The 25924-nt window shown below is 46.1% G+C and carries 28 protein-coding genes; 13 read left to right on the top strand and 15 right to left on the bottom strand.

What is annotated here, in order from left to right:
* Positions 1–242: 242 nt before the first annotated feature.
* From BDI_RS01515 to BDI_RS01485, 9 genes are all read right to left on the bottom strand, one after another.
* Positions 243–1436, bottom strand: a complete 1194-nt coding sequence (locus tag BDI_RS01515; protein WP_011965957.1) for an EpsG family protein — start codon at positions 1434–1436, stop codon at positions 243–245.
* An 89-nt stretch (positions 1437–1525) separates the two neighbouring features.
* Positions 1526–2431, bottom strand: coding sequence for a glycosyltransferase family 2 protein (locus BDI_RS01510; RefSeq protein ID WP_011965956.1), 906 nt, complete (start codon positions 2429–2431; stop codon positions 1526–1528).
* 173 nt (positions 2432–2604) lie between these two features.
* Positions 2605–4008 carry a flippase gene (locus tag BDI_RS01505; RefSeq protein WP_011965955.1) on the bottom strand — a complete coding sequence of 468 codons (1404 nt, stop codon included), beginning with the start codon at positions 4006–4008 and terminating at the stop codon, positions 2605–2607.
* A 278-nt stretch (positions 4009–4286) separates the two neighbouring features.
* The gene (locus tag BDI_RS01500; RefSeq protein WP_009276584.1) at positions 4287–5411 is read right to left on the bottom strand and encodes an MraY family glycosyltransferase; all 1125 of its coding nucleotides are present in this window, start codon (positions 5409–5411) and stop codon (positions 4287–4289) included.
* 17 nt (positions 5412–5428) lie between these two features.
* Entirely contained in the window at positions 5429–5572 is a 144-nt protein-coding gene (locus tag BDI_RS20960; protein ID WP_172580090.1) for a hypothetical protein, read from the bottom strand.
* Between the two features lie 2 nt (positions 5573–5574).
* Entirely contained in the window at positions 5575–5712 is a 138-nt protein-coding gene (locus BDI_RS20955; RefSeq protein WP_005861865.1) for a hypothetical protein, read from the bottom strand.
* A 14-nt stretch (positions 5713–5726) separates the two neighbouring features.
* On the bottom strand, positions 5727–6128 hold the full coding sequence (locus tag BDI_RS01495; protein WP_036632613.1) for a hypothetical protein: 402 nt from the start codon (positions 6126–6128) through the stop codon (positions 5727–5729).
* Between the two features lie 53 nt (positions 6129–6181).
* Positions 6182–7303, bottom strand: a complete 1122-nt coding sequence (locus tag BDI_RS01490) for a transcriptional regulator (protein WP_011965953.1) — start codon at positions 7301–7303, stop codon at positions 6182–6184.
* Between the two features lie 514 nt (positions 7304–7817).
* Entirely contained in the window at positions 7818–8750 is a 933-nt protein-coding gene (locus BDI_RS01485; protein ID WP_008780828.1) for a tyrosine-type recombinase/integrase, read from the bottom strand.
* Positions 8751–8892: 142 nt separating this feature from the next.
* Here BDI_RS01485 and BDI_RS01480 point away from each other — a divergent pair, with 142 nt between their 5' ends.
* Both BDI_RS01480 and BDI_RS01475 read left to right on the top strand, forming a co-directional pair.
* Complete coding sequence (locus tag BDI_RS01480) at positions 8893–9525, top strand: BT4734/BF3469 family protein (RefSeq protein ID WP_011965952.1); 633 nt, start codon at positions 8893–8895, stop codon at positions 9523–9525.
* A gap of 26 nt (positions 9526–9551) precedes the next feature.
* Complete coding sequence (locus BDI_RS01475; RefSeq protein WP_011965951.1) at positions 9552–11357, top strand: DUF3987 domain-containing protein; 1806 nt, start codon at positions 9552–9554, stop codon at positions 11355–11357.
* A 224-nt stretch (positions 11358–11581) separates the two neighbouring features.
* Here the strand turns inward: BDI_RS01475 and BDI_RS01470 are convergent, their stop codons facing one another.
* A complete protein-coding gene (locus BDI_RS01470) occupies positions 11582–11821 on the bottom strand; it encodes a DUF4248 domain-containing protein (protein WP_034527861.1) in 240 nt (79 codons plus the stop codon).
* A 227-nt stretch (positions 11822–12048) separates the two neighbouring features.
* On the opposite strand from BDI_RS01470, the gene BDI_RS01465 reads away from it, so the two are divergent.
* The 10 genes from BDI_RS01465 to kdsA all read left to right on the top strand — a co-directional run bounded on the left by BDI_RS01465 (position 12049) and on the right by kdsA (position 18599).
* Positions 12049–12546, top strand: coding sequence for an HU family DNA-binding protein (locus tag BDI_RS01465; protein ID WP_005865971.1), 498 nt, complete (start codon positions 12049–12051; stop codon positions 12544–12546).
* Between the two features lie 301 nt (positions 12547–12847).
* On the top strand, positions 12848–12946 hold the full coding sequence (locus BDI_RS20830) for a smalltalk protein (RefSeq protein ID WP_153053315.1): 99 nt from the start codon (positions 12848–12850) through the stop codon (positions 12944–12946).
* Between the two features lie 235 nt (positions 12947–13181).
* A complete protein-coding gene (locus tag BDI_RS01460) occupies positions 13182–13628 on the top strand; it encodes an N-acetylmuramoyl-L-alanine amidase (protein ID WP_011965948.1) in 447 nt (148 codons plus the stop codon).
* 78 nt (positions 13629–13706) lie between these two features.
* Entirely contained in the window at positions 13707–14558 is an 852-nt protein-coding gene (gene prmA, locus BDI_RS01455) for a 50S ribosomal protein L11 methyltransferase (protein ID WP_005861841.1), read from the top strand.
* A gap of 89 nt (positions 14559–14647) precedes the next feature.
* The gene (locus BDI_RS01450; protein ID WP_005861840.1) at positions 14648–14869 is read left to right on the top strand and encodes a YtxH domain-containing protein; all 222 of its coding nucleotides are present in this window, start codon (positions 14648–14650) and stop codon (positions 14867–14869) included.
* Positions 14870–14876: 7 nt separating this feature from the next.
* Positions 14877–15284, top strand: a complete 408-nt coding sequence (locus tag BDI_RS01445) for a phage holin family protein (protein WP_005861838.1) — start codon at positions 14877–14879, stop codon at positions 15282–15284.
* Complete coding sequence (locus BDI_RS01440) at positions 15244–15618, top strand: hypothetical protein (protein ID WP_005861836.1); 375 nt, start codon at positions 15244–15246, stop codon at positions 15616–15618. Before BDI_RS01445 ends, BDI_RS01440 begins: the two co-directional genes overlap by 41 nt.
* Before the next feature lie 186 nt (positions 15619–15804).
* Positions 15805–16806, top strand: coding sequence for a type I glyceraldehyde-3-phosphate dehydrogenase (gap, locus tag BDI_RS01435; protein WP_005861834.1), 1002 nt, complete (start codon positions 15805–15807; stop codon positions 16804–16806).
* A 69-nt stretch (positions 16807–16875) separates the two neighbouring features.
* Positions 16876–17799 (top strand): tRNA (adenosine(37)-N6)-dimethylallyltransferase MiaA, encoded by a 924-nt coding sequence (miaA, locus tag BDI_RS01430; RefSeq protein WP_005861832.1) that lies wholly within the window; start codon positions 16876–16878, stop codon positions 17797–17799.
* A complete protein-coding gene (kdsA, locus tag BDI_RS01425) occupies positions 17796–18599 on the top strand; it encodes a 3-deoxy-8-phosphooctulonate synthase (protein ID WP_008780822.1) in 804 nt (267 codons plus the stop codon). Before miaA ends, kdsA begins: the two co-directional genes overlap by 4 nt.
* Positions 18600–18661: 62 nt before the next feature.
* On the opposite strand, the gene BDI_RS01420 is transcribed toward kdsA, so the two are convergent.
* Positions 18662–19312: a Crp/Fnr family transcriptional regulator gene (locus tag BDI_RS01420; RefSeq protein ID WP_369799702.1), complete on the bottom strand. Its 651-nt coding sequence runs from the start codon at positions 19310–19312 to the stop codon at positions 18662–18664.
* A gap of 213 nt (positions 19313–19525) precedes the next feature.
* Between BDI_RS01420 and BDI_RS01415 the strand changes: the two genes are divergently transcribed.
* Positions 19526–21730, top strand: a complete 2205-nt coding sequence (locus tag BDI_RS01415) for a DUF5686 family protein (RefSeq protein WP_011965946.1) — start codon at positions 19526–19528, stop codon at positions 21728–21730.
* Here the strand turns inward: BDI_RS01415 and BDI_RS01410 are convergent.
* The 4 genes from BDI_RS01410 to BDI_RS01395 form a co-directional block, all read right to left on the bottom strand.
* Positions 21724–22596, bottom strand: a complete 873-nt coding sequence (locus BDI_RS01410) for an N-acetylmuramoyl-L-alanine amidase-like domain-containing protein (protein ID WP_041525534.1) — start codon at positions 22594–22596, stop codon at positions 21724–21726. The two genes, BDI_RS01415 and BDI_RS01410, sit on opposite strands and share 7 nt — an antisense overlap.
* A gap of 3 nt (positions 22597–22599) precedes the next feature.
* Complete coding sequence (gene uvrB / locus BDI_RS01405; protein ID WP_005861822.1) at positions 22600–24621, bottom strand: excinuclease ABC subunit UvrB; 2022 nt, start codon at positions 24619–24621, stop codon at positions 22600–22602.
* A gap of 3 nt (positions 24622–24624) precedes the next feature.
* Positions 24625–24819, bottom strand: a complete 195-nt coding sequence (locus BDI_RS01400) for a PspC domain-containing protein (protein ID WP_005861820.1) — start codon at positions 24817–24819, stop codon at positions 24625–24627.
* A 183-nt stretch (positions 24820–25002) separates the two neighbouring features.
* On the bottom strand, positions 25003–25899 hold the full coding sequence (locus BDI_RS01395; RefSeq protein ID WP_005861818.1) for a sugar phosphate isomerase/epimerase family protein: 897 nt from the start codon (positions 25897–25899) through the stop codon (positions 25003–25005).
* Between the last annotated feature and the right edge of the window lie 25 nt (positions 25900–25924).

Below are 25924 nucleotides of genomic sequence, written 5' to 3'. Positions count from 1 at the left end.
TGCACTTTTCAATTAGTATCTACACTTTTAGCCTTAAATACAGACCTATAATAATATTTAAAAGTCTATAGACAGGAGATAAAACCCCTGCATACTTTGTAGGAGTAGATATCACAGAAATCTTGTTTCTAGATTCTTCTTTCAATTTTTTAGCCAGATAATACATTCCTGCATGATTCTCCTTCGTATTACCAAAAACAGCAACAATTATATATACTCTCATTGTACCCTCATATATTATATTAATTATTATTAAAAATTTCAACTGCAACGGCTCTATGAGTGATTAATCTATGCTCATAGTCCACGGCACCCAACAACACATTTTCGTATTTCCACATAGCATTACTAGAAACACTTACTAATTTAAAAAAACAGAAGAAAAGTATTAATGAAAGTATAATCACCCTATTTGCATTTCGAAAATACACATGCAGCAAAAGTGGTAATATAACCCACAATATAAATCCCAATGAATATTCCATCCTATCTGCAACAATTCGCATATCTGTCATCCCTAAACTTGCCACTATATAAGCAAAAAAAATATTTACAATAATAACATTCCTGTCATCAGAAATTATTTTATCATATTTACAAGCAACCAATAAAAACAAAAACGCTCGCATAAAATACCCAAAAGTAAATCCTCTTGACATCGAAAACACGTCACTAGCTGCATACGCATCAACTTTATCAGAAATAGTCCCCCCTAGACTAGAGACAAGAGGAAAAATCAATGAAGAAACAACTGGCAACCCGAGCAAATAAATAAAATTCACAACAACAAATATTACCCACCAAAATTTCAATCCAAAGTTTTTAAATCCAATAAAGTAAAATACAACATACAACAAATAAGATCTATGAAAACTTAATCCTACAAATGTAAGCAACAATAAGTTCATACATTTCTTCCGATATATAGAATCTATTGATAAAATAAATACAAGTAACGCCTTAACATTTCGTAATAAATCCAGCTCTAACGCAGAATGAATAGCAATAAAAACAAAGAATGAAAACGCATAATTAAAAGAATAGCGAGAGAAAAATTTATCAAAAACCCAAACATCTATACAAGTTGAAATAAAAACAAAAAAGTACCAATTATTAAAAATCGTCTTAACGACTGATTGATACAATATATATCCCGGCTCTACCGCATCAAATTCTACACCAGTAGTTGTTATTATAAAAAAGCTATCAATGGAAATATCACGCAGTGTATCGATTAGCTCAAAAGAAGGATAATAACCTTGCCAATCCCATCCTACGAAACCTCTCAACCCATAAAATAACACAAAAAACACTATACATATAAGCCTAACGCTTTTATTTGTTCCTTGTCGGTACTCATAATATGAAAGGAACAAGAAAATAAAAGACATCAACAAATATGGAATACTATATTCTACACTATAAACAGGACTCATATATTAAGCACATCGAATAAACCCTCCAACAAACAAAAATTTAAATAACACAAAACATGCCACAGATATTTATGGATATATAAAAAGCATCAGCACTTTCTACTCGCCAAGCAAAAATATTTCATTTTCAAGCTATAATAAGCAATCTTATTAAAACTTAAAAGCAAACAAAAAACGACAAATCGAATAAAAATATTTAAACAATAAATAACAGAAGTGATTTTCCGAACTAACGAACTAGAACATAATTTATAATATTTACAACGGCTTTCCTCTAAACATTTGATTCTATTTTCTGATATTTTTTGATACCCAAAACTTTTTCCCTCTAAATGCTGAATGCGACTATCGGGAATAGATATCACATTATACCCTGCACGCTTTATCCTAAAAGTAAGTTCAGTTTCTTCATAATACATAAAAAACTCATTTGAGAAAAATCCCACTTCATCTAGGACTTTACGCTTAACCATCATATCAGCTCCTATTATATACCCAACTTCTAAAACCTTACCTGTATGATTAAAATATGTATTACGTCCCCAACAAATCTTCTCTAAAAAATTATTAAATAAGCTATTCAATTCCCAAGCGACGGACGGAAGCATCATTCTATAAGATTGAGCTGGATTCATACACCCATCATACAAGTTTCCTCCACAAGCACCCACATTCAAATTTAAATCTAAAAAATCAGACAAAATTTTAACCGCATTATTTAACAGCACAGTATCCGAATTGAGAAAAAGAACATTTCGCCCCTTAGATAAATTGATTCCTATATTATTCGCCCTTCCAAAGCCTAAATTTTCAGGCAAATATTTATATATTATACGATCATCATAAAAAAAACACTCATAGCTTCCATCCTTTGACGCATTATCGACCACTATAACCTCGAATGATATATCTTTCGTTTTTTCGAACAAGCTATCAATACATTTTTTGGTAATATCCAATGTATTATAATTAACAATTATAACTGACACATCCATACAATCAAATCTATTTTTCAAATATAAAAAGCCATCATCAATACACAATAAGTAAGGATAAGAATAAACAGAGGCTTATTTGTCCGTAATTTTTTATCAAGACATTCACATACTACAACCCTACAACACATAAAAGGTAAAAAGAAGAGATAAAATATAAAGAATATCTTTTTCTATATTAAACCACGGAAATAAGCCCTATTCGCATATATCAGACAAAACAAGCTTAACAAAAACGCACATCCCACTCCTACGAACTCATTCTCAATCCACCGTCCACATCCCCAACAAACTACCACACTTGGTAAAGAATACAATACACTTTTTCCAATAGTTTTAACAGAAATCAATGTTAATTTATGCGATAGTACATACCACAGATATGCTCCCGTAACCACAGCCTCAGAACATAATAGTACAACCGCAGAGCCTACACTTTCTATATAAGGAACCACCAGCAAATTAATCAACAAGCTGACAACCGCTCCTATGATCGATGCTACCAATAACACCTTATCCTTCTTCATCGGCATCAATACCTGTATTGCCAATACCTGAGCCACACCTACGGCGAACGCCGCTGGCATGATAATCCGCATGGGTAATATCGCTCCCTCATAGCCGGGACCAGATAGGATATAAACAATCTGAGGGGCCATTATCATACTACAGAGGATCAAGGGGATGCAGCAAGTCGACATCACAGAGAACGAACGATTCACCAATTCTTGGAAACGATCCTTCTCTCCATTCGCCAGCAAGGAACTCATCCGAGGCAACATGACATTCGTGAATGCGGTAAAGAAACCCAAGACCACGGAGTACAGCTTAAACGCTGTTGTATAATAACCTACCTCCGTGTTATTAGACACCAGTCCCAAATACATCACATTAAAGGTGAGATACATCGAGGTCATCAACGTATAAATACCCAATGTCACGTTCTGTTTAAGACACTTGAATAATTGAATATTATTCCATCTAACCCGTACGAATTCTCGAATATATAATTGATTGATAAGAGCGTTCAATACAACCACTCCTACCGTGAGTATAAAATAAAGTCGATAGTCCGACGTATCTCTTACGAATAGGAAAACACTGATTATATAAAGAACTTTTATAAGGATACTTCTCAACGTAATATACCGGAAATTCTCTACTCCCGTAAAAAACCATTCCACTAGAAATACGGTAAAAAGTATCTTTGCCGTTCCTATATAAAACAACTCGTCATATTGACACAGCTTAGGTATTGTCACTACACAAAGTAGATATATACCCAACGATACCAAGGTGAATAACAGATTCAAGGCTAACACGCTTGAATACACTTGATCCCTACGTTTCTTATCCTCTTTTACCGCCGCTATCTCTCGAACGCCTAGGAGCCCAACCCCCATTGTAGCGAACAATAAGAAATAATTCACCGTATTATCCACAAAATTAACCAAACCGATACGTTCAACACCTAGCACCCGAGCCACGTATGGAAACGTAATGAAATTGATCAAATAAGTGGAAAGAGTCAGTACGCTTTTATAAGCGAAGTTTTTCTTTATAGAAGGTTGTAACATGAGTAATAAGCACTCAATTTAGGGCACACACCCTCAAAAGGGCACCGTACAGTGTCCTAAACCGAGTTCTGTAAAAAATTAATTCTGATTTTAATATGAGCCAGTGTCCCATGTAATTGCATCGGATATCAAATTCCGCACATAAATATACGCAAACAATTCCTCCAATTCATTTTTTAAATGAGAGAGAACCCAGGTGTCTGTTGATCACGAGCCACGAAGCCAAAGATACGGACATTTACGATTTCCACACACCTATCCCGATAATAATTCTTTACTTATCGCAGTTGTTCGCTCTCTTTCCGTTCCCGATTACGCTTAATCAGCCCATTCAAGCCTACATGCAATATACTCCAGCAAAAGAGGTTTAAGAAAAACAAATAGGTTATGTCAACACGCCATGCCAACGAGCTATTAAGCAGGATAAAGAAAGCGGAAATCGCAATGATACAAACCATCACCATCCGTACCCGCATCCCCGTGCGCAACAACTTATGATGAAAGTGATTCTTATCCGGCAAAAACGGATTCTTGTGCTCACGCAGGCGATGCAAGACCACACGGATCACGTCCAGCAGCGGAACCAGTACCGTAGAGAAAGCGATCACCATGTACGGGTTGGACAATGTCGGAGAGACCTCGTTCGTCACGCTCATGTGGATGATCAGGAAGCTGATCACGTAGCCCAGCGTAAGGCTGCCGGCATCCCCCATGAAAAGCTTATGTCCACGGTTGGCGTTACCGAACACGTTGTAGCACCAAAAGGGCATAAGGATACCCAGCGTACAGATCGCCAACAAGGCGTAAACATACTGCCCACGAAGAAAGAATATCACGCTCAAGACCGACAAGGCGATACAACACAGGCCCGAGGCCAGGCCGTCGATACCATCAATCAAGTTAATGGCATTTGTTATATATACCACGATAAACACCGTGAACGGCACCCCTACCCAAACCGGCACCGAGTAAATACCGAACAAGCCACCAAACGAGTCGAACCAGTTGCCTGACAGTACCAACAGAAACGCCGCAGCAATCTGCACGGCGAACTTATAGCGGTAGCCTACACCGACCAGATCGTCGCAAACACCCACCAGATAAAGCAGCGTCATGCCCACGAACAGGAACAGGTACTCATAAAGCATATTGAATGACAAGCCGGACACGTTCACATCCCAAAAGTACAGACGAAAACCGATCACCAGGAACATCGACATCAGGATCACTGGAAAAAAGGACAGCCCACCCAGACGAGGAACCGGCATCGTATGTACCTTACGGGCGTCCGGGACATCATAGAGCCGTTTCTTATGGGAAATCACCAAGATCCTCGGGATGATCACCATGCCGAGCGATACGGCAAACAGGAAACCGAATAATAGAAACAAAGATGTTTGCATGATCCTAACGTATAAGATTATTTCTTTCTTTCATCCATCTTCCCCCGCATGTGAGAGATATACCGCTCCACGGCCTCGTGGGCCAGCTGGCGGAACCGATCCTCGTCATCCAGATGTTCCCAAAGGAGGTCCAACAGACGGACATAGATGCTGAAATGCATGTCTATACCTTTTTTAAAGCGTTATAGGTACTGCCGCCCATACCTCCGGTTACGCAGACGATGGATTTGGTCAGCTTGGTGACTTTCAGCAGCGTGTCGATGTAATCACCCAGACGGGGAAAGAATTGTTGTCGGTACATATGTGATAATCGTATTAATTTCTCTGAAATCCGTACGTGTGGGGATACGGCAGTCCCGATACCTCCCGGTCGTGCCACGACCGGTAATCTTCCGCAGGGAAAACGGGGACGGTCAATCGCTTATAATCCGGCTCGTCTATCCGCAAGATATGCTTGCGGGCGTACGAACGCAGCGAGCGATCCGTTACGGACACCATCACGACCGGAAACGGATACCCGAACAGGCGCATCGGCGTGGTCTCGCTGTCCGGGAACGCACGGCGTAACTGATAGGCCGAACGCTCGAAGGCGACCCAGTAAGGCCCCGTACAATACAAGTGCATGGAGGTATGGTTCGCACGCTCGCGCCCCATGATCTCGCGCAAATGGTCGTTCAGCAACGCCACCAAACGAACGCCGGAAGGAAGGGTAGACATCAAATTTGAATTATGAATTTTGGATTATGATTTAAACTGTCAACTGCCACTTCTCAGCTGTCAACTGATTCGTGGCCCAGCCATCTATCATAGTCGCCCAGCCGGCGGATCAAGGATAATTTGCTTTTCTTAGGCGAGGGATCGACTTGCCAAGGATCCACTAGCTCGTGTGCCATGCGACGGTAGAGAGCGTTATCCGTACAGCCGTACAAGGTGACCAGCAACAGGGCACGAGATTGCGGTGCTTTCACGACAGGCAATAAGCCGCGCATCGTGTCGTGCAAGCGAACGAAAGCCTCCTCATCACCCGACAGCTTATAGGTCGGGAGCAGCAATGCGCACAGCTTGCAGCGCATCACGTCTGTCTCCGCACGCAAAGAGGCATACCCCCGCAGTACCTCGCCGGCCAATCGTCGATCCTCCTCGCAGACACTGCCGGAAACATGGTAACGTCCCAAGGCCTCGTGCAGGCCCTCCGACAGGCGGTCGTTGTCCAGATGGGTATAAACGTGCTTGCTCTTCGCATTCAACTCGATCAACTCGTACTCACCCGCCTTCACCTCGAACAAGGGTACCCACATGCAATCCAGTATGCGTGCCATCACCTCCTTATGACCGCCGCCCGGCTGGATCACCACCTCGGCCTCCATTCCGGTAAAATAACCGGATGTTATGCGTACCCGATCCCCCTTCAACAAGCGGGCGCTCTCCGGCACGTACACCGGAAGTTCGTTGGAGTAAGCCTCCGCCACCCAGCGCAAATTCGCCATCTCCTGATCCAAGAGGTGCGGGAAATAAGTCGTACTCCCGGAAGAGACACGGGGAAGGAAATTATACAAGGGGAGTGCCTGCTTCATGCGGAAAATTTCCTCTACCGAAGAACGGATAAACACGTAGTTGAACAGCAAAGGTCGCCTCGTGTTGACCAGCTTGCCACCCACCTTTCGCACCTCCACGTACGAGGGGGCGAAATACTCGAAAAGAGCCTCTCCCCGACGTTCCCGCCGGGAAAGCTCCACGTCCAAGCCTTTGGAGGGACTGATCCGGTCACGCCGTCCACCCGCGGCGGTAGGAAGCGTGAGCACGTACCAGCGCACGGCTTTCAAGTCATGACGCTTGCCGGCCTGTGTCAGGCCCCCCTTCGGACGATCGTTTCTCAAAATACACGTCGGCATGATTCTCTTTTCCCTAAGATATACGAGGAGTTCCCCTCTGATTAAACGACAATTCAAAGCCCTGCCAAGCGTACCCTATTTACGCCTAACACACAGCACTTTAAGTTTTCAAATATGGCATTTCTGAAAATTACCATACCTAGTGAATATTTAGCTACTCGGGAAGTAGCGTATTCTTTCATGCCGCGAATATAGTAAAAAATAACTAAAAACAAGCGAATAGATCCGCTTGTTTACTCATTGTAGGCGTTTGATCCTCTCGATTCTTTGATTTTCCCATTTTATCCTAAACGTATAGACATGGTGACGCGGGTGAAACGACCTCTTGTTCCCGGTATCATTCCACCATGCCCCATAACCTGTGTGTATCCCTGTAGAGACGGGGCGTGCCCCGTCTCATCTCCTCAAAATGGTATTTAAATTACCGTCAGACGATGGGAGACGGAGCACGCTCCGTCTCTACAGCTGGGTAATTTTCACCTCCTTTTACGCTACTTCCCGAGTAGCTAATCTCTTACCCCACCTCGGATACCGGTTTATACACGCTCTCGAAGCAAGCCCGGTTCACCGCCGACAGACGTTCCAAGGAAAAGCTCTTCAAGTAAATTTGCGTGGTCTTGATAGACGTATGCCCCAACAGCTCGCTGATCATCTCGATCGGTACGTCCTGTTCCTTCAAGGTCGTGGCGAAAGAGTGACGGATCGTGTACGAGGTGACCGGCTCACCCACACCACAAGTCTCCGCCAGCGACCTCAAGTCGCGGTTAAAGCGCAGCAAGGCGCCGTTGTATTCCGCATAGGCCGCCTCACCCGTTTTCTTCCCGCTCAGAAACGGGAACAGGTAAGGCGAGTCCTTGTCCGTGCAAACCGCCAACTCATCCAACAAGAGCCGTACATCGGCCGGGATCTCCACCCGGATGAAAGACCCGCTCTTCTGACGGTGGTACGACAAGACCCCGTCCTTGACATTCTCTTTCCGCAAATGGGCGAAATCCACGAACGCCATCCCGCTGAACGAGAACATCAGGCAAAAACACAGCTGGGTTCTCCGCATCTCCGGCTCAACTCTCGGAGTCCCCATCAACGAGCGCAAGCAATCCAAAGGCAACGCCTTCTTCCGCTTGCTCTCCACGCCTGTAAATACCCCCTTGAACAGATTCGGGATATACGAAACCTCGCCAGCCTCCACCGCCAAGTTATAGATATGCCGGATTCGCCGCATATAGGTGGACACCGTATTGCGCATACAGCCCCGCTTCGACAGCCATGCCTGATAAAGCAAGAGCCTCTCTTTGTCTATATAGGCATAAGGGATTTCCTCCATCCCGCAAAAACACTTGAACGAGCGTAAAGCGTCCAGATAACTCTTCGCCGTGGAATAACGCCCCACCTCACGAAGGTGGGCTATATAAGCCAACATACCCGCCACCACGTCTTCTTTTTTCATATAAATCCTCCTTAAATCCTTGTTTATTCTGTTATCTTTTATTTAATCATGTCAACACCATTAACATTGGGACGAACTGTTCGTCCCGCACTTTATTTTATTAATCCGACCTTCACCGCCGTTAATCTAAGAAAAAGAATACATGAAAAATGAATTTAAAATGTCCCTTTTCGCAGCCCCGATCTCACCGGTCAAAGATAGCCTAACGGGACGAGTATCACGACCGGCTACCGTATATCCCAGTCGAGAAGTCACCTTACAGGAGGTGGCCCGACTCATCACCGGCGATCCGGCCCTCGAACGCCTCACCCGGCAGCTCCGCCTCCCGCTTGAGACGGGTGACAAGGAACGATTCAGCGAGCTGAAACGGCAAACGCTACCGTATGTCACGCCTTGCGGGACTTTCTCCTACCGGAAAAGCGATCGGCTCCTGGCCCCGAGCGGATTGGTGGTAGTGGATGTAGACGGATTGGACTCTACCGCGGAGGCGGAAGCCCTCCGAAGACAGCTGTTCGACGATGCCTACCTATGCCCCGCTCTCTGCTTCATCAGCCCGAGCGAACGAGGCGTAAAGGCTTTCGTCCCCTATCCGGAACATCCCGGAAACGAGACACCCGCCTATATCTCCGAGCATATCCTAGGCGTAATGAACTACGTGGAATATGTGTATGGCGACGGAGAGACGCGAGGCTCCCAGAAAGTAGACCCGAGCGGCAAAGACATCGTCCGCTCCTGTTTCCTATGTCATGATCCCAACGCACTTTTTAGGATTTGAAATCTAACTCATAAATCATAAATTACATGTCAGACAGTTTATCCCGCTTAGTAGAAGCGGTTCGTTCGGCGGGTGTAGATATCGCCCCCGGATATTGTGAATACGTGCGCTTGGCGTTTGCCATCGCCAACGATTGCGGCGAGGCAGGACGAGAAGGGTTCATCGCCCTGTGTTCCCTATCGGTGAAGTTTAACCGGGAGAAGGCCGAACGGCTTTTCTCCAACGCCTTGAAAAAGGGAGACCACAGGATACACCTCGGTACGGCCTTCCACTTGGCCGAACTGGCGGGCGTACGCCTGGAGCCTCCAAGCCGCCCCCGCGATACGCACGCAAATAATGCAAGTAATGCAAGTAATGCAGCACCTTTTTCCCACACACGTGCGCGCGATAATAACGTAGAGATCGAGATCGAGGAGCAGGTCGATCCGTTCACCCACCTGCCCTTCTTCCCCGAGGGGCATGAGTGGCCCCGGATGTTGCGGCAGATCATGGCGTTCGGACAGAGCCGGGAGCAACGGGACGTACTCCTCCTCGGCGGGCTCACCACCTTGGGCGCCTCGCTCGCCCAGACGCTGCGGTTCCTATATGGAGGCAAATGGTTCTTCTCCAGTTTGCAAACCTTCATCGTCGCTCCCCCCGCCTCCGGAAAAGGCGTGCTCGCATGGACGCGAATGCTCGTGCAACCGATCCACGACGAGATCCGGGCGACCGTGGCGGAGGAGATGAAAAGGTATAAGAAAGAGATGACCTCCTTCAATTCCTTGGGACGGGAAAAGGCGAAAGCCGAGGAACCGGAAATGCCTCTCAACCGTATGTTTATATTCTCCGGCAACAACACCGGTACCGGTATCTTGCAGAATATCATCGACTCGGGCGGCGTGGGGATCATCTGCGAGACCGAGGCGGACATGGTCAGCAACTCCATCGCCTCGGATTATGGCCATTGGAGCGAGGTGATCCGCAGCTCGTTCGATCACGACCCGCTCAGTTACAACCGGCGGACAGACCGGGAGTATCGGGAGCTGCGGCACTCCCACCTGTCGGTATTGATAAGCGGGACGCCCGGGCAGGTGAAGCCGCTGATCCCTTCCAGCGAGAACGGATTGTTCTCCCGGCAAATGTTCTATTATATGCCCCGTGTACTTCACTGGATCAACCAGTTCAGTCTACAGCGGACCGACACGTCGCTGGAATTCCAGAAATTGGGCAAGGACTGGATCGCTCACTTGAGAGAGATCCAGAAACTGGGGGTGATCTCGCTTCGCTTGACCGACGCGCAAATCGCCTCCTTCAACGAGGTGTTCCAAACCTTGTTCGAGCGCTCCCGGAAGGGCACCGGCAACGAGATGAACAGCTCCGTCGTACGGATGGCCATCAATATCGGACGTATCCTGTCGATCGTCGCCCTATTGCGAATAACAGGGGAATGCGAGGAGGCGGGAGACTTCGCCGCCAGCCTGCGCAAGTCGCCCCGGCTCACACCAGACCCGCAGACCTGCGCCGACAACATCAAGGACGGGATCATCACCCGCTGGGATCTCTCCATCCAAGAGGATGATTTCCAAGCGGTCCTTTCCTTGGCCGAGCCTATGTACCTACACGCCGTACACATACTCTCGTTCCTTCCCGCCAACGAGGTGAAGAACCGGGGCATGGCCGACCAAGAACGTCTCTTCATCACCTTGGATACGGAGTTCACCTATCAATCCCTCTTGGAAGAAGCCGAGAAGCTGAAGATACCCAAAAACACCGCATGCAGTTGCTTGCAACGTTGGCAGAAACAGGGAATCGTCCGAAAGGGAGAAAAACGAGGGGATTATAAGAAAACATAATCCCTTTTCCTCCTCTTCTTTTAAGTATGTACGCACGTGTGTGGGAAAACAGGTACTGCATTACTTGCATTATTTGCATTACTCGCACGCCCCACACGTACACCGGCATCGCCTCACGCCTACGCCCGCATAGGGCCACGGCGATATACGTGTGGGCTAACGTCAATATACACATGAAGCGATGCCGATATACGCATGCGAAAGCGAACGTGGAAGATCCTCGTTCAAGGACGGCCCAAATAGCGAAAGATCAGTTCCACTTGCAGGGAGGTGAAAATCCGCTGCCGGTTTTGGTAGCCTGTCTCATCCAGCTCATGGCTGAGCTTCTGATGATGTCGGACCCATCCCGCCAAGCGGTTGAGGGCGGAACACGGACTGATATCGGGAGCATAGGCCATGGCCAACTCCCGTTTGCTATAAGGGCGCACCGGCCACTCATCCAGATATTCGTTGTTTGTTTGCATAAAATAGGTGTTTTTCAATTCATTTACAGGTATAAAGATACTGAAAAAGTACGAATCCGGCAACGATCCGATCCACTAATATTCATCTTTTATCATCTTATTCCCCTCGATTTCACACCGCCTCTACGAGACTCATTCCGGAGGAAACCGGAAGTCGTACATTCGTAATCGAAAACAGATCGATCCCATTTTCAATTATCAATTATCAATTTTTAATTATTAAAACTATGGCATTAAATTACAGTGTGGCCCTTCGGCCCAACCCTTTGAAGAAAGACGAGCCGGCGAAAGCGTACGCCACGGCACAGGTCAATGGAGAGCTGTCGCTCAAGCAACTGAGTCGCCGGGTATCCATGCAAACCACCGTCAGCCGTGCGGACGTGGTAGCGGTATTGATCTCCACCGTCGAGAACCTGCTTGATGCCCTCCAAGAGGGAAAGCAGGTGGATTTCGGCGATTTAGGCAAATTCCGTCTACAGATACTCAACGAGGGGGCGGAGAGTCTTGAGAAATTCACATCTACAAACATCACCGGTGTCAACATCCAGTATATACCGGGTGAGGACCTGAAGAACATCTTCGCCGGACTGGAGTTCCAGCCGGTGGCCAGTCGCAAGGCTCAGCAAGCCGTGCTTCGTGCGGAGAAGGCCGGGGAGACCTCTGTAGATATCAGTAAGAAGCCCGCTTCCGGAGGGGACGACTCGGAATCGCCTGACGAGATATAGCGTGTCACTTTTGGCTTGACCCAATCGGTATGTCACTTTTGGCTTGACCCAAAAGTAACCAAAAGGTCAAGGCTGACGCTGACGGGCTACTTCGAGACCTGCGCTCGCTGTCGCATCCCAACTCGCTGCGCTCAAACAGGGATGCTCCGGGCGCTCGCTACGGTCTCTCCGCTTCACGCCCGTCCGCTGAGGCCGTCCAAAGGAAAGCTCCGCTTTCCTCTTATATCGTCCGTGATATCATTATTCACTATTCATTATTCATTATTCATTGTTCATTGTTCACTATTAATTATCAATTATCATGAAGAAGTCTGTTTGGAGTACCATTCTCAAAGTGATCATCGCTGTTGCTACCGCCATCGCAGGGGCCTTCGGCCTGCAAGCCTGCAACCTGTTCTAGCGTAGAAGAGCCGCCCCCTCCCCAAAGAGCCGGGACGGCTCTCCCTCCGGCCTTAGCGGGCGGGCGTTAAGCGAGGCGACCGAAGTGAGCGACAGGAGCGTCCCTGTTTGAGCGAAGCGAGTTGGGACGCGACAGCGAGCGAAGGCCGACGAGTAGCCCGTCCGCTAAGGCCTTGAACTTTTGGTTACTTTTCTTTCAAGAGAAAAGTAACACACAAACTAAAAAAAGAATAAAAATGAAACAATACTGCTTCTATCAGAATTACAGGGAAATCAAACTTCTCGTAATTCACTGCAGCGCAACCCGCTACGACCGGGATTTTCCAGTGGAAGCGCTTCGGAACGCACACAAGGATCGTGGGTTCGCCGACATCGGCTATCATTACTATATCACCCGGGATGGCGAGCTGCACCGCTGCCGGCCGGAGAACCAGATCGGGGCACACGCTTCGGGCTGGAACGATCACAGTCTGGGTATTTGCTACGAGGGCGGACTGGATGAGCGAGGACTTCCCGCGGATACCCGGACGTATGCCCAGCGGTGTACCTTGATGGACCTGTTACGGCAATTACGAAGGGATTACCCGTCGGCACGTATCTTAGGACATTATCAACTCAGCACCAACATTCGCAAGGCTTGCCCCTGCTTCGACGCGGAGAAAGAATATGCGGAATTGTATTAGGCTTCGTGATATTTGAATAGGCAACAGATTTTTTCGTATGTTTGCGGACAATATAGAAAATAAACAAAAAGATACGACATGAACTACTACGAACTTAGTTTCACATACACCTCTCCTATCGAGAAAGAGATTATCAATGACGTGCTGGCCGCCGAGTTGGGGGAAATCGGTTTTGAGAGCTTTACGGAAAGCGAGAAGGGTTTGCTGGGATATATATCCGAGGCTTTATACGACAAAAAGACATTGGATGATAAACTGGCCGACTTTCCGCTAGAGAATACCCGGATCGATTACACCTCCAAATGGGTAGAAAGCAAGGACTGGAATGAGGAATGGGAGAAGAATTATTTCAAACCGATCCGGATCGGAAACGAATGCATCATCCGTGCCTCCTTCCACGAGGCGGAGCCCGGTTATACATATAATATAATAATAGACCCGAAAATGGCTTTCGGTACCGGCAATCACGAAACGACTTATTTGATGATAAGCGAGATGCTGAAACTAGACCTAGAAGGCAAGGAGTTACTGGATATGGGATGCGGCACAGCCGTGCTGGCCATCTTGGCCCGGCTGAAAGGGGCGAAACGGGTAGCGGCCATCGACATCGACGAATGGGCTTATAACAACGCCCTAGAGAATATCCGCCTGAATCATACCGAAGACATACAAGTTGCCTTGGGCGGCGCCGAGAAAATCAAGGAATTCGGGCTATTCGACATCGTCTTCGCCAATATCAACCGGAACATCCTCCTGAATGACATTTGTCAATATACAAACAGTATGAAACCGGGAAGCATCCTATTTATGAGCGGCTTTTATGTAGAAGATATCCCGGCGATAGAAGCAGAATGTCAGAAGAACGGGCTGAAATTGGATTCTTATAACGAAAGAAATAACTGGGTTGCCGTGAAGGTCTTAAAAGGATAACTTTTTTTAACAGCAAAAGTTAAGACAAGGATAAACCTTAATCCAAATAAATACGTTATCTTAGTGGAAACTTCTAAAAAGAAAAAGTTATGAAAAGCGTAGATTCAAAATTATTACTTGGCCTTGTAGTAGGCGCGGCTGTTGGTGCCGCTGTAGGTTATTTGGCAGCGACAGATAAGAGAGAACAATTACTGGAAGAATTGAACGGTGTTGTCGGAAAAGTAAAAGAAGGTTTTAACTCCGCTCTTGCCAAATATAAAGAAGGAAAGCAAGAAGTAGTACAGGCAACAGAAGAAATCGTAGCTGAATAAGCTTTGTATGGAGAAAGATTCAGGAACAGTCTTCCGTGAGCTGAAAGAAGATGTATCGGCTTATGTGGAGTTAAAACTTGAGCTCCTAAAGTTGAGCACATATGAGAGAACGGGTAAAGTCATAGCCGTTCTCTCATATGGCTTGATATTATTGTTCTTGGCGTTCTTCGCCATCTTGTTCATATTCTTGGCCTTGGGCTTCTTCCTAGGGGATTGGCTCGGCTCCTCCGGGTTCGGATTCGGTATCGTGGCGGTCTTGTACCTGCTACTTATCGGCATTATAATAATGAATAGGGACAGGATCAGCACAAAAGTATTAAATGAGGTAATAGCCGCCATGACGGCGAATGACGATAAAAATAACGCGACAAACGATGAACAACCGGCAAACCCCACTGGAGAAACTGATTTCTGACAAAGAACGCATACAGAGACAATGTAAGCGACAGGAACAGAAATTGAATGAGGATTTCTCTTATATACAGGAGAACGCCGGAAGTTTATTGTTATCCGGATTATCGTCTCTCCTTTTCCCGAGCAATAAGTCAACGACAAAAACAAACGACAAGAACACAGCTCCCGTAACGGCTGGACAACCCTCCATCGCTTTAGGGATCTCAGACTATTTATCCATAGCGAAAGGCATGATTCCCATCGCTTGGGATCTCGCTCAACCATTTATTATGACGTGGGGAATCAAAAAAGCGAAAAAATGGTTCTCTAATCTCTTATTCAAGAAAAAGAAATAACCTCCAACAATTAATTTATGTTAGAGGGCAGCTTTTTTCTAGCTATATTATAAGGCTCAATACAAAAAACATGACTACATTTGCAGTCGTTAAAGCAAGGGATAAAATGAATATCTACTCCTTGCGATGAATAAGAGATAAAAATAAAGACTTATTATTAATAAACCCATAAAAAGTTTTATTACAATGATCAAACTAGGTATTAACGGTTTTGGCCGTATCGGACGTATGGTGTTCCGTGCTGCAGTTGCTAACTTTGGCAACGACATTCAAGTTGTAGGTATCAACGACCTTTTGGATGCTGATTACTTGGCATACATGTTGAAATATGACTCAGTACACGGTCGTTTCGACGGCGAAGTAGCTGTAGAAGACGGCGCTTTGGTTGTAAACGGTAACAAGATCCGTTTAACTGCTGAGATGGATCCTGCTAACTTGAAATGGAACGAGGTTGACGCTGACGTTGTTGTTGAGTCTACTGGTTTCTTCTTGACAGACGAGACAGCTCGCAAACACATCCAAGCTGGCGCTAAGAAAGTTATCATGTCTGCTCCTTCTAAGGATGCTACTCCTATGTTCGTTTACGGTGTTAACCATACAACTTACGCAGGTCAAGACATTATCTCTAACGCTTCTTGTACTACAAACTGCTTGGCTCCTATCGCTAAGGTTTTGAACGACAAGTTCGGTATCGTTAAAGGTTTGATGACAACAGTTCACGCTGCTACAGCTACTCAGAAGACTGTAGACGGTCCTTCTAAGAAAGACTGGAGAGGTGGTCGTGGTATCCTTGAGAACATCATCCCTTCTTCAACGGGTGCCGCTAAGGCTGTAGGTAAAGTATTACCTGTATTGAACGGCAAATTGACAGGTATGGCTTTCCGTGTACCGACTTCTGATGTTTCTGTTGTTGACTTGACAGTAGTTCTTGAGAAAGAGGCTTCTATGGCTGACATCTGCGCTGCAATGAAGGAGGCTTCTGAAGGCGAATTGAAAGGTGTTCTTGGTTATACTGAAGACGCAGTTGTTTCAACTGACTTCCGTGGCTGTGCTAACACTTCTATCTTCGACGCTAAAGCTGGTATCTCTTTGGATTCTAACTTCGCTAAGATCGTATCTTGGTACGACAACGAGTGGGGTTATTCAAACAAAGTTTGTGAGATGGCTCGCGTTATCGCTGGTAAGTAATTTATTACCACTCTACATAGAAAAGGCTATCCTCTTTGAGGATGGCCTTTTTTTTCGTACGTTTGTATCATGAAATCATATGAACTTATCACGATTCTAGGGCCTACGGCTTCTGGAAAGACGACCTTCGCCGCCGCTCTCGCCGCCCAGTTGGATACGGAGATCATCAGCGCTGATTCCCGGCAGATCTATCGTTCTATGGATATCGGGACGGGTAAGGATTTGGCCGATTACAACGTGAATGGAAAACAAATCCCCTATCACTTGATCGATATCTGCGAGCCTGGCTATAAATATAACGTATTTGAGTATCAGCATGACTTTTTCCGGGTCTATGAGGATATGAAGCGGAGGGGTAAACTCCCGATCTTATGTGGAGGAACCGGGATGTACATAGAGGCCGTACTAAAAGGATATAAGCTATTAGACGTGCCTCAAAATCCTGAGCTAAGGGAATCCTTGAGGAATAAAACCTTGGAGGAACTGGAAACCATCCTCGCCTCTTATAAGATATTACATAATAAAACGGACGTGGACACCGCCCAGCGGGCTATCCGTGCGATCGAGATCGAGGAGTATTATAAGACTCAGGCACCAGACGTAAATGAATATAATCCGATCAACAGCCTGATCATCGGTATCCACATCGACCGGGAATTACGTAGGGAAAAAATATCCAGACGCTTGCGGACCCGGTTGGACGAAGGAATGGTGGATGAGGTTCGTACGATCTTGGCTACGGGTGTTAAACCGGAAGACTTGATCTATTACGGATTGGAATATAAGTTTCTTACTTTATATATTATCGGGGAGCTTTCTTTTGAGGAGATGGTCTCGCAACTCGAGATAGCGATCCATCAATTCGCCAAGAGGCAAATGACTTGGTTCCGGGGCATGGAGCGCCGGGGTTGCGAGATTCATTGGATAGACGCCACTCTACCGACCGAAGAAAAAATAGCGACAACAATGCGAATTCTAAATAATCAGCTATGATAACAATAAACGATCTAAATAAAAGCGAGAACTTCTTCTTGATGGCAGGTCCTTGCGTAATCGAGGGGGAAGATATGGCGTTACGTATCGCCGAGAAAATAGTGGGTATCACGGAAAGACTGCATATACCCTATGTATTCAAAGGCTCCTATCGGAAAGCGAATCGCTCCCGTCTGGATTCTTTCACGGGCATCGGGGATGAGAAGGCGTTAAAGATCTTACGGAAGGTGAGCGAGACGTTCGATATTCCCACCGTTACCGACATCCATGAGACAACGGAAGCTGCCATGGCCGCCGAATATGTCGATGTCCTTCAAATCCCGGCTTTCCTATGCCGCCAAACGGATTTATTGGTAGCGGCGGCCGAGACCGGGAAGATCGTCAATATAAAGAAAGGACAGTTCCTTTCGCCGGGTGCCATGCAATTCGCCGTACAAAAGGTAGTGGACGCAGGAAATGATAATGTCATGATCACCGAGCGGGGAACGACATTCGGCTATACCGACCTTGTTGTCGATTTCCGGGGTATCCCGCAAATGCAAACATTCGGTTTCCCAGTCATTATGGATGTAACCCATTCCTTGCAACAGCCGAACCAAACCTCCGGCGTGACCGGTGGATTGCCCGCCCTTATCGAGACGATAGCGAAAGCCGCTATAGCCATAGGCACGGACGGCCTGTTTATAGAGACCCACCCGGAGCCAAGCCAAGCCAAATCCGACGGGGCCAATATGCTCAGACTGGATTTATTAGAAGATCTTTTGACACGTTTGGTACGTTTACGCCAAGCGATCCTATAAAAAATAAGGGGCCCTTACTAAAAAGGCCCCTTTATTTCTTATTTTTACGATCAATAATCTAATTATCCCATCTTGCTGATTTTCTTCAACCGATCTTCATCTATCAACTTAATCTTTCTACCGTCTAAAGCAATGATACGTTCCGCCACAAAGGTAGACAACGTGCGAATAGCATTCGATGTAGTCATATTAGATAGATTTGCCAGATCTTCACGAGCCAAATAGATGCTTAACGTAGCACCGTCTTCTTCCAGTCCGTAACTATCTTTCAGGAATAACAAAGATTCAGCTAATCGCCCACGAATATGTTTTTGCGTAAGGTTAACCGTACGTTCATCCGAGATACCGAGATCAATGGATAATTGTCGGATGAAAAACATAGCCAAATTCGGATTACTCATTAAAAGGCCCGTAACCACTGTCATAGGAATCATGCAAACCGTAGAAGCCTCGAATGCGGAAGCGTTCGTCAAGTAATCTTCTTGAGCGAAACTAGCCCGGTAACCAAAATACTGCACAGGCTTAATCATTCGGATAATCTGGCTTCTGCCACCTACTCCATCCTTGTAAATCTTCACTTTACCCTTTAACAAGCACATCATGTCCTTTGGTTCGTCGCCCTCGCAATAAATCAACTCGTTACGTTTGAAATGCTGGATCGTCGAATTACTACGGAGGATCTCACGTTCCTTATCGGTCAGAACCCTCCACACCTCTGATAAACTGGCCGATAAATCGACCTCTTCTTTTTGCTGTTTAACCACGACTGCTATATAACATACTTATGAAGCACAAATATACGATTTTTCTTTTGATAAAATAAAAACTTTTGTACGATTAATTACACCATATTGTAACATTTTACTTTCTTTCACGTCTAAACTGAAATTTATTCATTATGTTTGTCTGGAAAGAATGTAAAATCGTTGAAAAAGTTATATTCGATACTTACCTTGATTTTAATCTCTATAAGTATTTTCGCGAAGAGCACTGATACTTATAGTGATAAGATCCTGTCTTTTGGCAAGGGGAATCGAGAAACGAGAGAACGGGCGGACTCGATCATGCACCTTGTTATCGAAAAGGCAACCCAATACCAAAATACGGTATCGAAATATGAGGCTGAGATCTATATCAAAGGACGTACAGAAATTTTAAAACAAAATATGTTAATACGTCTCGCCCACCATATCTTCCCTATCGACCGAAAAAATAAGGATATGCTTTTTGAGATGGTCAGCCAATCTAAATTTAACGCTCCGCAGAACTATCTTCATGATCTAAAGGCGGTCAACGGAAACAGCATACCCAACGGGAAAAAGCAGCAGGAGGCCTTGGCCTTCTTGAATTTGAACGTATACTCCCCTACCGCTTACGATGATGCTATCTTCATGCCGATAGCTAGCAACGCTTTTAAGTTTTATACGTTCAATTTGGAAGGGCTGGAAACTATCAACGGCTTGACGATTTACAAAATCCGTTTCCTGCCGAAGCAATGGAGCCAGAAATTGGTATGCGGGGATCTATATATCATCGACCAGTCATGGACGATCGATAAGATCGATATGAACGGTCGTTACTCTTTCGCCGAATTCAACCTAGTCATGAGCTACGGACGGGATTTCAGGCGGTTCATCCTGCCCGAGAAGGCGGATCTATTCCTCCGATACAGGGTATTGGGAAACGCAGTGGCAACCACCTACCATTCTTCCTTTAAGTATCAGGAAGTGGAATGGGTGGAGGAGGACAACGAAAGCCATAAATGGAAATCCTTGGACCTGACCAATTATTACAAGCTCTCGTCCGATACGGTTCCTATTATCAGGGATTCCACGTATTGGAATATCCATCGTGACAATCCCTTGAGTCCGGATGAAGCCCACTTATACAATAAAGCCCAAGAGCAGAATATAAATAAAATCGATACGGCCGATGATCTCCAGAAGTACGTTAAACTAACGGAGCAGTTAACGAATACGGTCAATATGGATTATAAAACGACCCGTATTAAATATTCCGGGCTTCTGAATCCATTCCAATTGGGTTATTCCGCCCGTAACGGCATCACTTACAAACAGCGATTCCGTATCAGCAAGACATTTACCCGTGACAAGCAAATTCGTTTTCGTCCGGAGATAGGTTACGTATTCAAGCGCAAGCAGATATTTTTCAAGGTTGGAGGCGATTGGGAATACTCGCCGCAGAAACGGGGAATTTTATCGGTAGAAGTAGGAAACAGTAATGAAAGCTATTCCTCCGAGATCACCCAAAAGATCAATGAGGAACTAAAGGATTCCACCTTCAATTTTGATGATTTAAACCTTGAGTATTTCAAGCATTACTATGCGGAAATAAAAAACTCCATTGAGTTATTCAATGGGTTTCAATTAACAACAGGCATCTCTTACCATCGCCGTATCCCCTCTAAAAAGAAAGTGGCGATTGATCCCGGGGATGATGTAGAGGAAATACTTAGCCAAAATTATAATGACTTTACGCCCACGCTCGGTTTCTCCTATACCCCCCGCCAATATTATCGCATGGACGGATACCGGAAGGAGTATGTCTATTCGTATTATCCCACGATATCAATCGAAATAGCGAGAGGTATCCCCGGAGTCGGGAAAAGCTCGGGAGATTACGGACGTATAGAGGCGGACGTGCATCAAAGCCTTATGCTTGGCCTATGCAGACGATTGAACTATCATATCAGCGCCGGTCTTTATACGCAACAGAAGTCTACCTATTTCGCGGACTTTAGGTATTTCACCCGCAGGAATTTCCCCGATACATGGGATGATCAGATCGGCGGAGTCTTCAATCTGCTGAAAGGCGAGTGGTTCAATGCCTCCGATAAGTATATACAAGCGCATTTCATGTATGAAAGCCCTTTTGTCTTATTCAAGATCCTCCGCATCAACTCCACGAAAAAATTCATGCAAACGGCCTCACGCTATATCCTCTCCGAACGCTTTTATCTGAGCCAGCTATGGACACCGGTCTTGCCTAGCTATACGGAAGTCGGATACGGGATCGGGAACCATATCTTTAATATCGGGATATTCGCCGGATTCGATCGCTGGCATTACCAAAGCATGGGATTCAAGTTTGCCTTCGAGTTATTTCAATAAATCGATAGTGGGCGGGCTACCAATATCCCTTTACAGCTCTTTATCCCCTCGGCGTAATCTCGTAAGGAGGATACTTGGATGATTACCTTTTTAGCGGAAAAAGAGGCATGGATAAATGTCAGTTGTCCATCCTTCCAATAGGCGATCCCGACATGCGTCACGTCCAGCCCCTTGATAGAAGTAACAAAACAGAGGATATCGCCATTCTTGATTCCGGACGAACATTTCTCGATCTCCTGTTTAGGCACATAATAATGAGGACGCAGGTTTATCTCCTTTTCCTTATCGGCCATCCTTCGAACCCTTTCCGGATGGTTCTTCAATTGCTTATAGCTATCCGGATGCGTGGATATAAAAGATAAATCCAAAGGTAGGGAGGCACCACCGATCTCCCGCCCCATATCTTTCACGATTCCTTTTCGCTCGTTCTCATAGAACCAGTCGGTCATATAATGCAAACGATCCGTGTAATCATGGATCGTGCCGTCTCTGTACCGGAGCTGCTGTAAATTCTCACAGAAGTTCTCAAAGGTAGGATTTTCTTCCCACAGGGTGCGGGATAAAGCCAATACGGTCTCCGCGAATGTGGTACAATCCAGTTCCCGCAGATTGACCACCAAGCCCTCCGGCTCCTTTTCCAAGGTAGAGGCGACATAAGGAGTCCCCCGGAAGAAAAGGGCGGTATGGATCATTAGCTCGTCTAGGGGTAACGACTTCTTAGGTTCCATCTGAGTACAATACCGATCGAAAATAGCACGATCCTCATCCGTACAATACAACTTACGGGATGTATGCTCTTGGGCGTTCACTAAAAACACCATACATACACACATCCAAAAACCGAGCAGTATCATTCCCCTTCTCATAAGCTAATCCTTTTTCGTTTTCAGTAAATCCTCCAATTTCACCAGCTCGTCACGGAATTGGGCAGCCTCGATGAAATCCAGTTTCTTCGCTGCTTCCGTCATCTGTTTGCGAGTCCGCTCGATCGCCTTCTCAAGCTGCGTACGGTTCATGTATTGCACGACCGGGTCCGCTACCAAGCTTGGTTCCGGCTCTATATAAGCGTAAGGCTCCGCCGTTTGTTGTTTCTCGGCAAGCATGGATACACTGTTTTTCATGACTTGCTTCGGAGTAATGCCATGCGCCTCGTTATAAGCCATCTGTTTCTCCCGCCGGCGATTGGTCTCGTCCATGGTCTGCTGCATACTCGCCGTGATCTTATCGGCATAGAAGATAACCTTTCCATTCACGTTTCGGGCGGCACGTCCAGCTGTCTGCGTCAAGGATCGGTGGGAACGCAAAAAGCCTTCCTTATCCGCATCCAAGATAGCGACCAACGAGACTTCCGGTAAATCCAGCCCCTCGCGTAGCAGATTGACACCGATCAGCACATCAAACAGGCCATTCCGCAGGTCGTCCATAATCTGTACACGTTCCAAGGTATCTACATCGCTATGTATATAGTTGCATCGTACCCCCATGCGGGTCATATACGTAGTCAGCTCTTCCGCCATACGCTTGGTCAAGGTAGTCACCAAGACTCGTTCGTCTTTTGCCGAGCGCTGCGTGATCTCCTCCATCAAGTCGTCGATTTGGTTTAATGAAGGACGGACATCGATAATCGGGTCCAGCAGGCCTGTCGGACGTATCACCTGCTCCACCACCACTCCCTCGCTCTTTATCAACTCGTAATCGGCGGGAGTAGCGCTCACATAAATGCCTAGAGGCGTCAACGACTCGAACTCATCGAAGGTAAGCGGACGGTTATCCATCGCCGAGGGCAAACGGAAACCATACTCCACCAAGTTTTTCTTCCGGGCATAATCCCCGCCATACATCGCACGAATCTGCGGGATCGTCACATGGCTCTCGTCTACGACAAGCAGGAAGTCTTTCGGGAAATAATCCAACAGGCAGAAAGGACGATCTCCCGCCGCGCGTCCGTCGAAATAACGGGAATAGTTCTCGATACCCGAGCAATGCCCTAGCTCCCGGATCATTTCCAGATCAAACGTGACACGCTCATACAGGCGTTTCGCCTCGAAGGGCTTACCGATCTCCTTGAGGAAATTCACCTGCGTCCCCAGATCCACATCGATCTGACCGATCGCCATATTGATACGCTCTTGGGTGGTCACGAATAAATTGGTAGGATAAATATTCAGCTCATCTTGCTCATCATACTCCTCGCCTGTCAACGGATTGAAAGAGGAGATGCGGTCTATCTCATCATCCCAGAACTCGATACGGTACGCCATGCCGTCGAAGGTCTCGATCGCCGGGAAAATATCCACCGTATCACCATTCACACGGAAACAGCCGCTTTTGAACTCCAGCTTATTATTCACGTACAAGGCGTCTACAAACCGGCGCAACAGCTTATCCCGGTCGATACGCATACCCCGTTCCAGATGCGTCACTTTCTCGGCGAAAGCCGTAGGGTCTGCCATGCCATATAAGCAGGATACGGATGAGACCACGATCACGTCCTTACGACCCGACAATAAGGAAGCCGTGGCCCTCAAACGCAGCTTATCGATCTCCTCATTGATCGCCAAGTCTTTCTCTATATAGGTATCGGTAGAAGGTAGATAGGCCTCCGGTTGGTAATAATCATAATAAGAGACAAAGTACTCTACCGCATTATTTGGGAAAAACGCTTTAAACTCACTGTACAACTGAGCGGCAAGCGTCTTATTATGACTGAGTATCAAGGTCGGTCTCTGAACTTCCTTTATCACGTTAGCGATCGTAAACGTCTTACCGGAACCGGTAACACCCAAAAGTGTCTGGAAAGGAACACCACTCTTGATCCCTTCCGACAACGCCGCAATCGCCTCGGGTTGGTCACCCGTGGGACTGAACGAAGACGATATTTCAAAATTCATCCTTTACCCGATCTGTTGTTTAGGCATTATTAACCATAATATAATGTAGAGCAGTATACCGAATCCGGCGAAAAGAACCATCAATACCCATACGATCCGTACGATCGTCGGATCGATATCCAAGTATTCCGCAAGACCGGCACAAACACCCCCTATCATCTTATTATTCGAACGAGTCAATCTTTTCTTCTCTTCCATTATCCTCTATTTTAACAATTAGACAGTATACACGCAAAGATAATTTTTTCCCTCTAATAAAATAACAACTCCTGTCGATAATTCTTACAAATACGACAATGCCCATTGCAGGCTCTTTATAATGGGCATTATAAAGCACTTACAATGGGCATTCAACACCGCTTACAATCGTGATTAAGCGGCCTATCGATCCAGCAACTCTTGCAAATATTTACGAGTTTGGATCACATAATCATGGCGGGTACCATTCAGCTCACATTCAATTGTTATCGCACCCTTGAATCCTTGTTTTTTCAACTCGGCAATCACTGCGGGAAAATCTACATCGCCCGTAGGGATCGGTACCTCATGGCCCAGCTCATACGGATTGTTAGGATCCGGATACTTGCCATCCTTCGCATGGAACTCTTTAATCAAGTTACCAAACAACTTGACCGCATCCAGGGAGTTCGACTTGCCATACATTAGTAAATTCGCCAAATCACAATTGATAAACAAATTACCCGTACCGATATCCCGGATCGCACGAATCAAAGTGATTGGTGTCTCCTGCCCAGTCTCGAAATAAATCAAGACATTACGCTCCTTCGCATAAGTAGCCAAGCCACGCATCACCTCAATGAAATCCTTATACTGCGCCGAAGACGGATCCTCTGGAATAAATCCAAAATGCGAGTGCATAGCCGGAATACCAGCCTGTACACAAAAATCGATCATTTTACGGTATAAGTCCAACTTCTCGAAACGCTCATCGATAGGTACCAGGCCGATCGTAGCCGGTCCTTGACGAAAATTCCACGTACTTTTACTTCCCGGCACACCAACCAACGTAGTTACCCGGATCCGGTGCTTCTCGGAAGCGGCCTTCACCTGCTCCGCCAATTCCTTCGTGAATCTTTTTTCACTATAATTTAACTCACAAGAACCAAAGCCCTGCTCATGCAGGGCTTTGAAACTCTTATCTATATCGCGTACATCATATTGGATGACACCGATCGTGATCTGTTCCTGCGCCTTCACGCCCGGACAAATCAAGGCCATAGCCACCACGTACGCCCATATATATTTCCTAATGTTCATATTCCTTATTATTCAATCTAAGAAT

The sequence above is a fragment of the Parabacteroides distasonis ATCC 8503 genome (assembly GCF_000012845.1).
Taxonomy (GTDB): domain Bacteria; phylum Bacteroidota; class Bacteroidia; order Bacteroidales; family Tannerellaceae; genus Parabacteroides; species Parabacteroides distasonis.
Note: the sequence above shows the minus strand (reverse complement) of the source record. Positions and strands in the feature narration are given on the sequence as shown.

Bases quoted from the DNA above. Each gene is read 5' to 3' on its own strand.
- BDI_RS01515 (WP_011965957.1), bottom strand. From the start codon at position 1,436: ATGAGTCCTGTTTATAGTGTAGAATATAGTATTCCATATTTGTTGATG.
- BDI_RS01510 (WP_011965956.1), bottom strand. From the start codon at position 2,431: ATGGATGTGTCAGTTATAATTGTTAATTATAATACATTGGATATTACC.
- BDI_RS01505 (WP_011965955.1), bottom strand. From the start codon at position 4,008: ATGTTACAACCTTCTATAAAGAAAAACTTCGCTTATAAAAGCGTACTG.
- BDI_RS01500 (WP_009276584.1), bottom strand. From the start codon at position 5,411: ATGCAAACATCTTTGTTTCTATTATTCGGTTTCCTGTTTGCCGTATCG.
- BDI_RS20960 (WP_172580090.1), bottom strand. From the start codon at position 5,572: ATGCATTTCAGCATCTATGTCCGTCTGTTGGACCTCCTTTGGGAACAT.
- BDI_RS20955 (WP_005861865.1), bottom strand. From the start codon at position 5,712: ATGTACCGACAACAATTCTTTCCCCGTCTGGGTGATTACATCGACACG.
- BDI_RS01495 (WP_036632613.1), bottom strand. From the start codon at position 6,128: ATGTCTACCCTTCCTTCCGGCGTTCGTTTGGTGGCGTTGCTGAACGAC.
- BDI_RS01490 (WP_011965953.1), bottom strand. From the start codon at position 7,303: ATGCCGACGTGTATTTTGAGAAACGATCGTCCGAAGGGGGGCCTGACA.
- BDI_RS01485 (WP_008780828.1), bottom strand. From the start codon at position 8,750: ATGAAAAAAGAAGACGTGGTGGCGGGTATGTTGGCTTATATAGCCCAC.
- BDI_RS01480 (WP_011965952.1), top strand. From the start codon at position 8,893: ATGAAAAATGAATTTAAAATGTCCCTTTTCGCAGCCCCGATCTCACCG.
- BDI_RS01475 (WP_011965951.1), top strand. From the start codon at position 9,552: ATGTCAGACAGTTTATCCCGCTTAGTAGAAGCGGTTCGTTCGGCGGGT.
- BDI_RS01470 (WP_034527861.1), bottom strand. From the start codon at position 11,821: ATGCAAACAAACAACGAATATCTGGATGAGTGGCCGGTGCGCCCTTAT.
- BDI_RS01465 (WP_005865971.1), top strand. From the start codon at position 12,049: ATGGCATTAAATTACAGTGTGGCCCTTCGGCCCAACCCTTTGAAGAAA.
- BDI_RS20830 (WP_153053315.1), top strand. From the start codon at position 12,848: ATGAAGAAGTCTGTTTGGAGTACCATTCTCAAAGTGATCATCGCTGTT.
- BDI_RS01460 (WP_011965948.1), top strand. From the start codon at position 13,182: ATGAAACAATACTGCTTCTATCAGAATTACAGGGAAATCAAACTTCTC.
- prmA (WP_005861841.1), top strand. From the start codon at position 13,707: ATGAACTACTACGAACTTAGTTTCACATACACCTCTCCTATCGAGAAA.
- BDI_RS01450 (WP_005861840.1), top strand. From the start codon at position 14,648: ATGAAAAGCGTAGATTCAAAATTATTACTTGGCCTTGTAGTAGGCGCG.
- BDI_RS01445 (WP_005861838.1), top strand. From the start codon at position 14,877: ATGGAGAAAGATTCAGGAACAGTCTTCCGTGAGCTGAAAGAAGATGTA.
- BDI_RS01440 (WP_005861836.1), top strand. From the start codon at position 15,244: ATGAACAACCGGCAAACCCCACTGGAGAAACTGATTTCTGACAAAGAA.
- gap (WP_005861834.1), top strand. From the start codon at position 15,805: ATGATCAAACTAGGTATTAACGGTTTTGGCCGTATCGGACGTATGGTG.
- miaA (WP_005861832.1), top strand. From the start codon at position 16,876: ATGAAATCATATGAACTTATCACGATTCTAGGGCCTACGGCTTCTGGA.
- kdsA (WP_008780822.1), top strand. From the start codon at position 17,796: ATGATAACAATAAACGATCTAAATAAAAGCGAGAACTTCTTCTTGATG.
- BDI_RS01410 (WP_041525534.1), bottom strand. From the start codon at position 22,596: ATGAGAAGGGGAATGATACTGCTCGGTTTTTGGATGTGTGTATGTATG.
- uvrB (WP_005861822.1), bottom strand. From the start codon at position 24,621: ATGAATTTTGAAATATCGTCTTCGTTCAGTCCCACGGGTGACCAACCC.
- BDI_RS01400 (WP_005861820.1), bottom strand. From the start codon at position 24,819: ATGGAAGAGAAGAAAAGATTGACTCGTTCGAATAATAAGATGATAGGG.
- BDI_RS01395 (WP_005861818.1), bottom strand. From the start codon at position 25,899: ATGAACATTAGGAAATATATATGGGCGTACGTGGTGGCTATGGCCTTG.